This window comes from Jiangella asiatica, from assembly GCF_004349065.1.
Taxonomy (GTDB): domain Bacteria; phylum Actinomycetota; class Actinomycetes; order Jiangellales; family Jiangellaceae; genus Jiangella; species Jiangella asiatica.
The window spans coordinates 73,426-86,224 of record NZ_SMKZ01000018.1; the positions used below are offsets into that span (position 1 = coordinate 73,426).

Here is a 12,799-nt window from a genome sequence, read left to right on the forward strand (position 1 = left end):
ACCCGATCCGCGGTGGCGAGCGACCGTGCGCCGGTCGGCCACAGCCCCGCGCCAGGTCAACGCTCGCCGGGCCACCCCTCAGGCCCGGAGCTGAGGCTCGTGAACCTAGTACCGCCACCAGCACCTGTCAACGACGGCGATCGTCGCTGACTGCCGCGCGCGGGAGTGACGCGGCCTGTGTCGGCGCCCGTCGCTAAGCTGCCCGCATGCCAGGGTCCGAGAACCGCCTGATGCTCCTCGACACCGCCTCGCTGTACTTCCGCGCCTTCTTCGGTGTCCCCGACTCCATCACCGCGCCCGACGGCACACCGGTCAACGCCGTGCGTGGGCTGCTGGACTTCATCGCTCGGCTCACCGCCGACCGCCGCCCGGCCCGGCTGGTGGCCTGCCTCGACGCCGACTGGCGCCCGGCGTTCCGGGTGGCGCTGCTGCCGTCGTACAAGGCGCACCGGCTGGCCAACGCGGCCAGGAACATCGAGGAGGTGCCGGCCGCGCTCGAGGCGCAGATCCCCGTCATTCTCGAGGTGCTGACGGCGCTGGGCATCGCCCACATCGGCGTTCCGGGCTTCGAGGCCGACGACGTCATCGGCACCCTCGCCGGTCGCGACCCGGGCCCCGTCGACGTCGTCACCGGCGACCGCGACTTGTTCCAGCTGGTCGACGACTCCCGCAGGGTGCGCATCCTCTACACCGCCCGCGGCGTCGGCCGGCACGAGGTCGTCGACGAGTCCGTCGTCGCCGCCAAGTACGGCATCCCCGGCCGTTCGTACGCCGACTTCGCGACCCTGCGCGGCGACCCCAGCGACGGCCTGCCCGGCGTGTCCGGCGTCGGCGACAAGACGGCCGGCACGCTGATCACGCGGTTCGGCAGCATCGAAGGCCTGCTGGCCGCCGTCGACGACCCCGGCGCCGACCTCTCCCCCACACTCCGCCGCAAGATCGCCGACGCCCGCGGCTACCTGGCGGTCGCGCCCGAGGTGGTCCGCGTCCGCGGCGACGTGCCGTTGCCGGACTACGACGACACGCGGCCGACCGCCCCGGCCGACCCCGAGGCTCTGGTCGAGCTGGCCGGCCGGTGGGGGCTCGATTCGTCGCTGAACCGGGTGCTCAACGCGTTCAGCCCGGCACCCGCCGACGCCTGAGGTCGTCCTAGGCGCCGGCGCCCGGTCGTTGCGGAGGCCGGGACGAGCCGGTCACCATCCGCCCTTCGTGAACCGTCTCACATCCGGCACCGTACGGTCGAAGAGGTGTTCGGATTGAATGGCGCCTGCCGGCGTGTGGTCTAGCGTCCAGAGCGGATGGCGAGACCGATGAAGATCCCGACGACGAATCCGGCCCCGCCTGCGACCATCGTCGCCATATTCCCGGCCTGCATCGCCGCCATTGTTGCGCTGGAACCGGCCTGGGCCGCCGCTTGGGTCGTCTGAGCACCTGCCAACGTCGCGGCGCCCGCGGCCTGGGCGCTCTCCAACGCGCGCAGGCGGTCTTCGATCTGCTTGTCGTCCATGGTGACTCCTTCTTTTTCGATTTGAGTGGACATGTGAATGCGGCCTTTCTGTCTGGACGGGACGAGTCCACGACTGGCGAACGTCGGCCGATCGGGGCAGCGGGCGCCACGCCTACTGGGAGATGGCAGCCATGTCGGGACTGGTCAACCCCTGATACGGCCAACTACCCCAGCGCCAACTTCTGACGAGCGTTCCTGCTCACCCGCGAAAGAGCTCACGACGACGAGCGCGCCCGTGAGCGCCGGCACGTCCCACTGCAGGACCGACAGTCGCGCCGGCCGCGGGCGCAGGTGGATTCAGCGCTATCGAGTTCGCGAATGTCCCACCGAACCAGGCCGCCAAGCCGCGATCGTGCATGGCCCGAGAAATCGTGTTGCGTACCATGATTGCCCCCCTCGCTCCAAGATTGAGGCGGTACCCACGCACGCGTGAATCACACGTTCGTCCGGCAGCCGCCGGCGATTGATCCGACGATCGTCGCGGTCAGGGGCAGCCCGAGAGCACAGTCCGGCCTGGATTTCGCATCAGATCAGGTCCTGCTCGGGGCCGAACGGCTGACCGAGCGTGACGCCGTCGGAGGTGATCTCGAACTGGTGCAGCCGATGATCGTGGGCGCTGCCACGCGTCTTGAGCACCGTGATCGCGCGCTTCAGTTTGGAGTTCCCGTGCAAGAACTGCAGGAGAACGACATTGTCGGACATGTGCGAGATGCCGTACTCCGACAGTCGCCTGATGCCGAACAGTTCCGGGACTTCCTGCGTCATGGTGACGCTGACCTGCGCACGCGCGCATCGCTGGAGGAGCGAGTAGATGTACTCGCGGAACCTCAGTTCGTCTCTGCACGCGGCCCTGAGGTCGCCAAGGCTGTCGATCGCGACCCTCCTGGCGCCGGTGCGCTCCACCGTGTCGAGGAAGTCATAGACCCACTCGTCGAGATACATGTCAACCGGCGACCGGTACATGAGCTCGATCTTGGGATTCTCCAGGGACCAAGAAAAGCCCCGAAGTATTCGCTCCAGTTGAACTGGGTTCTCCTGGAACGTCGCAACCACGCCGGGCTCGCCGCGTTCGGCACCGGCGAAGACGAAGTGCAGGGCGAGCAGGGTTTTCCCCACCCCTGACGGTCCGGCGAGCAGCGTGGAAGCGCCGCGCTGATACCCGTCGGCCAGCATGTCGTCCAGCGCCGCTACTCCGGACGACATGCGCTCGGGAACCTCGTCGTACGCCGACGTGTCGATGGGATCGGCCAGTCGAGGGAACAGTTCCAGGCCACCGCGCGACAGCCGGTAGCTGTGCTTGCCGCTGGAGAACCCGCTGCCTCGGATCTTCAGGACCTGAAGGACCCGGGTCTCACGCTCGGCCTCCCGCTCTGTGCTCAGCGACACGATCGCGTCGGAGACGGCGAACTCGGGAGCCTCGCTGGTCTCCACGCCTTGGTACTCGCCGACCCAGAAAGAGCTGACGGGCATCGCCGAGAGCCGCCCAGCCAGCTCGTGGAGGAAGCGGCGGAAAGCACCAGCGTCAGTCGCGAATGCCTGGAGTGCCTTGAAGCTGTCGATCACCATGAATCCGGGTTGCAGACGTTTGAGCAGCTCGGTAATGCGTTCCAGCGCGCCGGTCAGTCCGGCGTCGTGCATGTGCTGTCCGATGTCCTCGTAGATCACCCTGGCGCCGAGCGCGGAGGTGTCGAAGTAGTCGAGGGACTGGCTGTAGCGCAGGATCTTCTCGAGCGGTTCGGAGACGGTCGAGAGGTAGAGCCCTGGCCGATCAACGGTCGCATTGTGGAAGAGGTACTGCTGCGCGAGGATCGTCTTCCCCGACCCCGGCCTCCCGATGAGCAGCGTGATGCCGTTGAGCGGCAAGCCGCCACCGAGGACGGCATCCAGACGCTCGGAACCGCTGAGCAGTCGATCAGTCATCGCACATGACTCCCACGTCGAAGGTAGGCGCTGGTTCCCAGGAGGTCGCGCACAGTGGAGACGAACTGCAGCGGATCGAGCGGCTTCTGGAGAAAGGCGTCGGCACCGGCTTCCAGGGCGACGTCACCGGAGTCGATCGCCGATACCGCCAGGATCGGGATGGCACTGCGGTCACGGGTACCACTGCACAGCTTCAAACCTGCGCCACCGGAGATCATCAAATCGACGACGACGAGATCCGGCGGCCTGCGCTCGAGGATCCGCCCGGCTTCCGAAGCGTCGAGGACGATATGCACCGCGTACCCCTCCGTCCGCAGGAAGTAGTCTGCGAAGTCCGCGGCGTAAGTGTCGCGCTCAGCGAGCAGGATGACAAGCCGTGCCGAGTCGTCGTTCTGCGTGGAGGAGTCGGCTGGAGTCACCACACGCTCCGTCCCGGGCGACATCGGCTTCTGCCGTCGCTCGGCCAGGAGGCGATGGGCATCTGCCGGCTGCAGGCCAGAGTCTAGCTGCTCGCGGACGAACCGAAGCTGATCGACTTGGTCGCGGCTGTAGAGTCGCTGACCGCCCGCACTCCGAGCGGGCACGATCTGACCGTAGCGGTCCTCCCATGCGCGCAAGGTCTGAGCAGGGACGCCGAGCATCCGGGCCACGGCGCCGATGCTGTAGACGCCCTTGCTATCGCCTTTCACTCGGTCCACGTTACGCCATGCGCGCAAGACCTACGCAGTACTAATACAGAACATCCCTAGCTTCGCGCGAATATCTGGGTTAGCTCTTGCATAAGCTCTTCAAGACTTCTACATTCCTTCTATGAACACCGCCCGTGGCCAGTCCCCGACCCGCACATGCCGCACCTGCGCCGCACCGTCCGCCGTCGCTCGAGCCCTTCGCTGCTGTGTCCGGGACAGCCGCCGATTCAGGTGTTACCCACGGTGAGCGTCGATCACAGCAGTCCGGACCGCTTCCTGGACGGATCGGCGCCAGCGAATCCGGAGGCCGCAGCTCGCTACCTTGCCGTGGTCGCGGCTCAGCTCTATGTCCAGGATGGCGTCGTCGCGACGATGGATGCAGCGGCTCGCCGCGCGGTCGAGGCTGTGGAAGGGTCGGCGGCCACCGGGGTCCTCTCGACTTCGCGCCGATTCCGGCGTGACGTCGCCGTGTCGACCACGCAGGAGGCCGAGAGACTGGACGCCCTCCAGTTCCGGCTGGGCGATGGACCGAGTCTCAGGGCCGTTCAGGAGCGTACTGCCGTCTTCGTCCGGGACACGCGTGGGGAATGTCGATGGCCGCTATGGGCTTCGGTGGCGAGCGAGGCCGGCTTTCAAAGCATGCTGGTCGTGCCGATGGTAATCGAGCCGTACCGGGCTGCCCTGGGAATCTACTGGGATTGCCACGGTCGGCCAGGCCATGAGGAGTTGGCCATGGTGTCCCTCATAGCCCGCCACGCTGCCATCGCCGTCGCGAACGCGCACCAGGTATCGACGCTGCGAGAGGCGGTGGAAGCTCGGCATCGAATCGGGCTGGCACAGGGAATCCTCATGGAGCGGTTCGGCCTCGACGCTGAGCAATCGTTCAGTATTCTGCGCCGCTACTCCAGGGACAACAACATCAAGGTGAACGACATTGCCCGAGCAGTCGTCACGACGGGGTACCTACCTGGTTGGTCGGCCGCCGAGCCGCCGCCGGACACGCGCTGAGCGCCCACTCGACGCGAGGGGAGACTGACCGAGCGACGCGGAGCACGGCGAAAGCCTGTCACGTCCGAAGCCGTGGCGACGAGATCATGATCACGACCCTGTCGCCGCCGGTGCCTTGTGCTGCCGTCAGGCGGCGCCGGCCGTCTCCAGGATGCGAGCCTCGACCTCCGGGTCCAAGCCGACAGTGGGACGGTCGCCGCGGTGAGGTGGCTGGCCACCGATCGAGCGCAGCCACGCCCAGGTGTCCGCCACCGTCTCGTCGACCGGCCGCGGCCGCAACCCCGCCGCCGTCGCGCGGGACACGTCGCCGCTGTGCAGGCCGAACTCCGTGTACGGGTGCCCCGGCGGGATCCACACCGGCAGGTCGTTCCACGGCTCGACGCCGGCGGCGAGGATCGCCTCCGGGTCCACCCAACGCAGCGACGCCACGCCGCCGGTGGTGGCCACAACCGACGCCAGCAGCTCACCCATCGTGGTGTGGCCGGGCGGGCTCACCACGTTGAAGACTCCGCTGGTGCCGCGTTCGGCACCGTCGAGGATCCAGGTGGCCAGGTCGCGCGCGTCGATGTACTGCAGTTCAAGGTCCGCGGGCCCCGGCGCCAACATCGGCCCACCCCGGGCGGCGCGGGTCAGCCACCACGGCAGCCGCCCGACGTTCTCGTACGGTCCGAGCACCAGGCCGGCCCGGGCGATCAGTGCGCGGTCGCCGAACGCCCTTCGCGCGGCCAGCTCGCCGCCGGCCTTCACCTCGCCGTAGGTGCCGTCCTCGGCATCCGGCGACGACGCCAGCGTGGGCGCGGCCTCGTCGGCGCCGACGGCCACCGGTGGCTGATAGACCGAGCGGCTGGAGACGTAGGTGTACTGGCCGGCCCGGTCGGCCAGGGCGGCGGCGCTGTCGCGGACCGCTCGCGGGATGCCCGTCCACGTGTCGACGACGACGTCCCAGTCGCGCTCGCGCAGCGGGGCGAGCGTCGCCGGGTCCAGCCGGTCGCCGAGAACGACCTCGACGCCGTCGCGCCCGTTGCCGCTCTGTCCACGGTTGAACGTCGTGACGTCCCAGCCTCGCTCCACCGCGGCGTCGACCACACACCGTCCCACGAACGCCGACCCGCCCAGCACCAGAAGTCGCATCGCGCCAGCCTCGCACGGCCGGCCAGCCGGGTCACGCGAGGTCTGCTCTTGGCAGAACTCAAAGCCGCGACAGCGGTCGCCGTCCATGGGGCCCCGTACGCTGCGAACCCGCCCGGAGTCACCGGCACTCACCCCTCTCCTCCGGCGGCGGCCCGGGCCGGGTTGACGCACCTCAGACGGTCGCAGGGCCCGTGCCGCGACGGGGTCGACCCCGATGTCCGGCGCCCGCCCAACACCTCCCTTCCCCACCCCCGCGACGGGGTCGGAGCGCCCCGAAATGATCACGTTCAGCAGGATCCCCCGAGCCTCACCACGATTGCGAGCATGGTGTGACACGAGATCTCGTGCTGAACGTGATCATTTCGGGGCGGGGTCAGGACAGCGTGGCGTAGGCGACGACGCCGCGGCGCAAGGCGCCGGCGGCCAGCCGAGCGGTCTCGCGCAGCGGTGTGCCGGAGGCGGCGTCGGCGACCTGGTCGAGCAGGTCCAGCAGCTGCCGCACGGCGCGGACGAAGTCGCCGGCGGCGAGGTCGGCCTCACGCAGCACCACGTCGAGGCGGTGCCCGCTGGCCCACCGCCAGGCGGCGTAGCTGAAGCCGAGGTCCGGCTCGCGCAGGAAGTCCAGCCGGTGGGTGGTTTCCAGGTGGTCGAGCTCGCCCCACAGCCGCACCATGTCGCCCAGGACGTCGCGGACCCGGCCGGGTGGCAGGCGCGGCGGCACGGCGTCGTCGGGCTGCCTGGACTCGTAGGTCAGCGCGGCGACGCTGGCGGCCAGCTCGGCGGGGTCGAGGTCGTCCCACCTGCCGGTGCGCAGGCACTCGGCGGCCAGCAGGTCGAGCTCGCCGTAGAGCCGGGCCAGCCGACGCCCGGACGGCGTGACGTCGTCGCCCGACAGGTAGTCGAGGTCCTCCAGCACCCGGCAGACCCGGTCGAACTGCCGGGCGACGGTGTTGGTGCGCGACTCGACCCGCCGCTGCAGCTGGTCGGCCTCGCGCCGTAGCCGGAACCACCGCTCGGCCCACCGGGCGTGATCCTCGCGGTCCGGGCAGCGATGGCACGGGTGTGCCCGCAGTTGCCGGCGCAGCTCGGCCAGCTCGTCGTCGTCGGCCGCGGCGGAGCGCCCGCGCCGGCCGTGATGCCGCCGCCCATCACCGTCGTCGTCGGGTGCCTTGGCGCGCAGCGTCGCCGCCAGGTCGCGCCGTGCGGCGGGGACCTTCGGGTTGAACGAGCGCGGGATGCGCAGCCGGGTCAGCGGCTCGACCGCCATCGGGAAGTCGACCAGCGACAGTCGCCGCACCTGCCGGCTCTCGGTCAGCACGGTCGGGCGCGGACCCTCGGCACCGACCGGGCCGGTGCGTGGTGTGCCGGCGTCGAGCACGACGGCGAGCCCGGCGAACTTGCCGGCCGGAACCCGGATGACGTCGCCGGGGCGCAGCTTCTCCAGTGCCGCCGAGGCCGCCGCCCGCCGCTGCGCGGTGCCCTCGCGGGCCAGTGCGTTCTCGCGGTCGCGGATGGCCTGCCGCAGCGCGGCATACTCGGCGAAGTCGCCCTTGTCGCAGGTCATCGCCTCGCGGTAGCCATCGAGGGCTTCCTCGCTGCGGCGCAGCTGTCGGGCCAGCCCGACGACGGCGCGGTCGGCCTGGAACTGCGCGAACGACGACTCCAGGATCTCACGGGCGGCGGCCCGGCCCACCCGGTCGACGAGGTTGACCGCCATGTTGTACGACGGCCGGAAGGACGAGCGCAGCGGGAACGTCCGCGTCGAGGCGAGCCCGGCCACGGCCGTGGGGTCGAACGCGGGCTGCCACAGGACCACGGCGTGGCCCTCGATGTCGATGCCGCGGCGCCCGGCCCGACCGGTGAGCTGGGTGTACTCACCCGGCGTGATCTCGGCGTGGGTCTCGCCGTTCCATTTGACCAGGCGCTCCAGGACGACGGACCGGGCCGGCATGTTGATGCCGAGCGCGAGCGTCTCGGTGGCGAACACGGCACGAACCAGCCCGCGGACGAACAGCTCTTCGACCACTTCCTTGAAAGTGGGCAGCATGCCCGCGTGGTGGGCGGCGATGCCCCGTTCCAGCCCTTCGGACCATTCGTGGAAGCCGAGGACGTGCAGGTCCTCGTCCGGGATGCCGGCGCAGCGCTCGTCGACGAGGGCACGGATCTCGGTCCGTTCCTCCGGGGTCGTGAGCCGGACGCCGGCGCTGAGGCACTGCTGGACGGCGGCCTCGCAGCCGGCCCGGCTGAACACGAAGACGATGGCGGGCAGCAGGCTGGCCGCCTCGAGCCGCTCCAGCACCTCGACCCGGCCCGGCGTGTAGGTGCCGCGCGGGCGTCGCGGACCGCGCCCGCCCCGTCCGGAGCGCCGGTCCCCCGGTCGCGGCGCCCTGAAGTCGTCGCGGGCCACCCGGGTGAGCTGCGGGTTGACGACGCGCTCAGCCCGCTGCGACCGCTCCGGCGGGCCGTCCGGCCGCTCGCCGCCGGACTGGGCGAACAGGTCGTAGAGCCGCGACCCGACCATGACGTGCTGCCACAGCGGCACCGGCCGCTTCTCCTCGACGACGACGTCGGTGTCGCCGCGGACGGTGGTCAGCCAGTCGCCGAACTCCTCGGCGTTGGAGACGGTGGCCGAGAGCGAGATGACGCTCACCGACTCGGGGAGGTTGATGATGACCTCCTCCCACACCGCGCCGCGAAACCGGTCGGCGAGGTAGTGCACCTCGTCCATGACCACGTAGCTCAGCCCGGTCAGCGTCGTCGAGCCGGCGTAGAGCATGTTGCGCAGCACCTCGGTGGTCATGACGACCACCGGCGCCTCGCCGTTCACGGTGTTGTCGCCGGTCAACAGGCCGACGGTGGCCTCGCCGTAGCGGGCGACGAGGTCGTGGTACTTCTGGTTCGACAGCGCCTTGATGGGCGTGGTGTAGAAGCATTTGCGGCCCTGCTCCAGCGCTAGGTGCACGGCGAACTCGCCCACGAGGGTCTTGCCGGCGCCGGTGGGCGCTGCCACCAGGACGCCACGGCCGGCTTCCACGCTCTGGCAGGCCCGCACCTGAAAATCGTCGAACTCGAAGCCGTACTGGCCTTGGAAGTGCCGCAGGTGCGGCGACGGATCGCGCTGCCGGTCGTGTGCTGCCGCGTACCGCTCCGCCGGCGAACTCATGCTCCTTACGCTATCCCGCCCCCGCGGGCCGTGCGAGCACGCCGCGACGGCGCGCCCGGCGGACCGTCCTCGTGCCGCTCGGCGATTCGTCGACAGTGATCCACTGAGGGGTATTGACAACCCCCGGGCCCGGGAGGACGTTGTGAACAACGCGTGGGTCACAACCGCGTTGGGGGGGGTATTTCCAGATGCTTCACGTGTCTCGCCCGCAGTAGCCGCCGACGAACACGTCACCACCACGCGCTTCCCGCAGAGCCGTGTCGTCCGCGGCGCACGGCGTGGCGGATCATCGCGTTCTCCTTGGCCGGCACCGGCACTGGCGCCGACCATCGCTTGCCACGGGGGGCACAGTGCACACCACGGGTACATCACCAGCGGGCTTCACCGCGACCACCGACCGCGCCGGGTGGGCGCACTCCGACCTCGTCATGGACGAGCTGGAGGAGACGATGCTGCGCGACTACCTCAACGCGCAATGCCGCGTGCTCACGCGGCGCCATCCGTACGAGGACTTCCTGCTCGTTCGCACGCTGGCCGACCAGCACCAGCACGCAGCCTGGGAGGCCAAGCGCGGCCAGCCGGCCCGGGCGCGGGTCATCCTCAGCACGCTGGAGCGGTTCCACCCGCGCACGCCGGAACTGTCACTCGTCTTCCGGGTCACCGCCGACCCGGCGTGGGCGCTGGTCGACTGGACCGAGGGCCAGCACCGCCGGGCGGTGGAGCGGCTGCGCTCGGCCATGTCGGCTTGCGCATTCCTCGCCGATGCCTACGAGCACGACTACCTGACCGCGAGGCGGATCTACCTGGCGTCGCACATCGCCCGGGTCGACCTGTCGCGCGGCGCGCCCGGCCGGGCCGCCGCGCTGGCCGGCGCGCTCGCCGCGGTCATGGCCGGCGCGGCCGACCAGTGGCCGTTCGAGTGCCCGGAGACGCTCGACGTCCCGGTGGGCGGGAATGAGCGGCTGATGCTCGAGGCACAGCTGGCCAAGCTGCGCTCGATCGCCGAACCCCGATGAGCGGGCCCGACGTCATCCAGGCGGCCGCGGCCGGCAGAGCGGGCCCGTTCGCCGGGTGGCAGGTCGGCGCGGACGGTGGCGACGGGCCCTGGGCGGTGTACCGCCCCACGGAACGGCACGACGCGGACGTGGGCTTCAAGATCCACGTGTCGGCCGGGCTGGGCTCGGCGGCCGAGGTGCTCGCCCGGGTACTGCCGGTCCTGGCCGGGCCAGATGAAGCAGTCGTAGCCAGCCCGGGAAGCTACGCCGACGGCGTACCGGGCGGCGCCGGCGCGTACACCCGCAGCGCCCGCGGCACGAGGTCGAACGTGCGGGGCAGCGGGCCGAGCCGTTCGCCGTCGACGTAGGCCGTGATGCCGGGCGCGTCGAGCTTGACCCGTCGCGCCCGGTGCACAGACACGAACGGGTAGACGGTGTGCGTGCCCCGCTTGACCCGGCGGAACGCGCGCACCAGCGTCATCCGACCCACCGGGGCGACCACCACCACGTCGAACATCCCGTTGTCCAGCTCCGCGCCGGGCGTCATGCGCAGGCCGCCGCCGTATGACGGCAGGTTGCCTACGGCGACGAGCATGGCGTCGACGTCGAGCACCTCCGCGTCAAGCTCGACGTGGTACGAGATTGGCCGGAACACGCCCAGCTCGGCGAAGGTCGCCATGTCGTAGCGGCGCGGCCCTTTCGGCCAGCGCATGCGGTTGACCCGGTCGTTGACCTTGGCGTCGAAGCCGGTGGCCACCACGCCGGCGAACCACTGCCCCTCGGTGCGGCCCAGGTCGATCTCGCGCTGGTGACCGGCGGCGACGACGTCAGCGGCGGCGTGCGCGTCGCGCAACGGCAGACCCAGGGTCCTGGCGAAGTCGTTGCCGGTGCCGGCCGGGACGACCCCGAGCGGGGTGTCGGTGCCGGCGACGGCCTGCAGGCCAAGGTGGACCATGCCGTCGCCGCCGACCACCACCAGCGCGCGGGCGCCGTCCTGGACGCTCTCGCGGGCGAGGTCGGCGGCCTCACGGACGTCGCGGCCGGCCAGCTCCCGGACCTCGAGGCCGGCCCCGCTCAGCCGGCTCGCCGCGCGCCGTCCCGCGCGCGCACCGCGTCCACGGCCCGCGGCCGGATTGACCAGGAGCGCGATCTCGCCAACCATGCGTCACCGGTCGTCGTCGTACCGACCCAGCCGGTCGAGCTCGTCGTCAGGGGTGGCCTCGTCGTCGGCCAGCTCGGCCCCGCTGGTGCGATCGCGGCGCTTGTCCATGACCCGGCAGACCAGCACCGCGATCTCGAACAGCAGCCACATCGGCGTGGAGAGTACGAGTAGCGACAGGGGGTCACCGGTAGGCGTGGCCACCGCGCCGAAGGCGAAGATGCCAACGATGACCCAGCGCCGGGCCGCGCCCAGCGTCTCGTGCCGTAGCACGCCGACGGCGTTGAGCAGTACCACGAAGATCGGCAGCAGGAAGCCGATGCCGAAGACCAGCACCAGCCGGATGGCGAAGCTGAGGTAACTGCCGAAGTCGACGATCATGCTGACGTCGTCGGGGGCGAAGTTCTGCATGAACACCATCGCCCGCGGCATCAGCCACATGGCCAGCAGTACGCCGAGGCCGAACATCGGCACGGCGGCGCCGACCACGTACAGCGCCCAGCGCTTCTCGTTGCGGTACAGCGCCGGGGTGACGAACGCCCACAGCTGGTAAATCCACACCGGCGCGCCGAACACCAGGCCGGTCAGCATGGCGATGCGCAGCGGCACCACCAGCGGGTCCATCATCTCGCGGAAGTTCAGGTCGGCGTTCATGCCGGTCTGTTCTCGCGCGTCCTCGAACGGCCCGACGAGGAAGTCGAATATGTAGTCGCGGAAGATGAATCCGACGATGCCGAAGGCCAGCACGGCCAAGGCTGACTTGAGCACCCGCGAACGCAGCTCGCGCAGGTGCTCGGTCAGTGTCATACGGCCTTCGGGGTCGCGTTCGGGCTTGGAGCCCTTGCCCCGGCGGCCTATCACGGTCGCCACGTCGGTCGGCTACTGGTGTCAGGCGTCGCGACGTGTCTGATCGTTCACCGGCTGTGCCGGCTGCTGCGGCTGGGCCGGGGGCTCGACCGCGCGCTGCTGCGGCTGGGCCGGCTGCTGCTGGGGGGTGCCTTCACCCGTGACGTCGGAGGCCTTGTCGTCGTTCATCAGGCCCTGCGTCTCGGTCTTGAAGATCTTCAGCGACCGGCCAATCCCACGGGCCGCCTCCGGCAGCCGCTTGGCGCCGAAGAGCAGCAGCACGATGGCCAAGACGATGATGAGTTGCCAAGTGCCAATGCTACCCATGGTCGACCTCTTCCTGACGGGGGACGTCCCGTCGATGGTACCTGTTAGGCACGA

The 12,799-nt window shown here is 70.2% G+C and carries 12 protein-coding genes; 4 read left to right on the forward strand and 8 right to left on the reverse strand.

Annotation, left to right across the window (positions count from 1 at the left end; all coding sequences use genetic code 11):
* Positions 1 to 206: 206 nt before the first annotated feature.
* On the forward strand, positions 207 to 1,142 hold the full coding sequence (locus tag E1269_RS14315) for a 5'-3' exonuclease (RefSeq protein WP_131895580.1): 936 nt from the start codon (positions 207 to 209) through the stop codon (positions 1,140 to 1,142).
* Positions 1,143 to 1,282: 140 nt separating this feature from the next.
* Here E1269_RS14315 and E1269_RS14320 read toward each other — a convergent pair whose 3' ends face one another.
* The 3 genes from E1269_RS14320 to E1269_RS14335 form a co-directional block, all read right to left on the reverse strand.
* Positions 1,283 to 1,507, reverse strand: coding sequence for a hypothetical protein (locus E1269_RS14320; RefSeq protein WP_131895582.1), 225 nt, complete (start codon positions 1,505 to 1,507; stop codon positions 1,283 to 1,285).
* Between the two features lie 525 nt (positions 1,508 to 2,032).
* Positions 2,033 to 3,427 carry a DUF7125 family protein gene (locus E1269_RS14330; protein ID WP_131895584.1) on the reverse strand — a complete coding sequence of 465 codons (1,395 nt, stop codon included), beginning with the start codon at positions 3,425 to 3,427 and terminating at the stop codon, positions 2,033 to 2,035.
* Positions 3,424 to 4,116 (reverse strand): MerR family transcriptional regulator, encoded by a 693-nt coding sequence (locus E1269_RS14335; RefSeq protein ID WP_131895586.1) that lies wholly within the window; start codon positions 4,114 to 4,116, stop codon positions 3,424 to 3,426. Before E1269_RS14335 ends, E1269_RS14330 begins: the two co-directional genes overlap by 4 nt.
* 243 nt (positions 4,117 to 4,359) lie before the next feature.
* Here E1269_RS14335 and E1269_RS14340 point away from each other — a divergent pair, with 243 nt between their 5' ends.
* Entirely contained in the window at positions 4,360 to 5,124 is a 765-nt protein-coding gene (locus E1269_RS14340) for a GAF and ANTAR domain-containing protein (RefSeq protein WP_162606417.1), read from the forward strand.
* Positions 5,125 to 5,250: 126 nt separating this feature from the next.
* On the opposite strand, the gene E1269_RS14345 is transcribed toward E1269_RS14340, so the two are convergent.
* Together E1269_RS14345 and E1269_RS14350 are read right to left on the reverse strand one after the other, a co-directional pair.
* A complete protein-coding gene (locus tag E1269_RS14345) occupies positions 5,251 to 6,255 on the reverse strand; it encodes an NAD-dependent epimerase/dehydratase family protein (RefSeq protein ID WP_131895590.1) in 1,005 nt (334 codons plus the stop codon).
* Positions 6,256 to 6,628: 373 nt separating this feature from the next.
* Positions 6,629 to 9,418 carry a DEAD/DEAH box helicase gene (locus E1269_RS14350; protein ID WP_131895592.1) on the reverse strand — a complete coding sequence of 930 codons (2,790 nt, stop codon included), beginning with the start codon at positions 9,416 to 9,418 and terminating at the stop codon, positions 6,629 to 6,631.
* Positions 9,419 to 9,768: 350 nt separating this feature from the next.
* Here E1269_RS14350 and E1269_RS14355 point away from each other — a divergent pair, with 350 nt between their 5' ends.
* Together E1269_RS14355 and E1269_RS34550 are read left to right on the forward strand one after the other, a co-directional pair.
* On the forward strand, positions 9,769 to 10,434 hold the full coding sequence (locus E1269_RS14355) for a hypothetical protein (protein WP_131895594.1): 666 nt from the start codon (positions 9,769 to 9,771) through the stop codon (positions 10,432 to 10,434).
* Complete coding sequence (locus E1269_RS34550) at positions 10,431 to 10,781, forward strand: class III lanthionine synthetase LanKC N-terminal domain-containing protein (RefSeq protein ID WP_476702866.1); 351 nt, start codon at positions 10,431 to 10,433, stop codon at positions 10,779 to 10,781. Before E1269_RS14355 ends, E1269_RS34550 begins: the two co-directional genes overlap by 4 nt.
* Here the strand turns inward: E1269_RS34550 and E1269_RS14360 are convergent.
* From E1269_RS14360 to tatA, 3 genes are read right to left on the reverse strand one after another with little or no spacing between them, the layout of a single operon-like run.
* Positions 10,676 to 11,575 (reverse strand): diacylglycerol kinase, encoded by a 900-nt coding sequence (locus E1269_RS14360; protein ID WP_131895596.1) that lies wholly within the window; start codon positions 11,573 to 11,575, stop codon positions 10,676 to 10,678. The genes E1269_RS34550 and E1269_RS14360 overlap by 106 nt on opposite strands.
* A gap of 3 nt (positions 11,576 to 11,578) precedes the next feature.
* A complete protein-coding gene (tatC, locus tag E1269_RS14365) occupies positions 11,579 to 12,442 on the reverse strand; it encodes a twin-arginine translocase subunit TatC (protein WP_131895598.1) in 864 nt (287 codons plus the stop codon).
* An 18-nt stretch (positions 12,443 to 12,460) separates the two neighbouring features.
* Positions 12,461 to 12,745, reverse strand: a complete 285-nt coding sequence (tatA, locus tag E1269_RS14370; RefSeq protein WP_131895600.1) for a Sec-independent protein translocase subunit TatA — start codon at positions 12,743 to 12,745, stop codon at positions 12,461 to 12,463.
* Between the last annotated feature and the right edge of the window lie 54 nt (positions 12,746 to 12,799).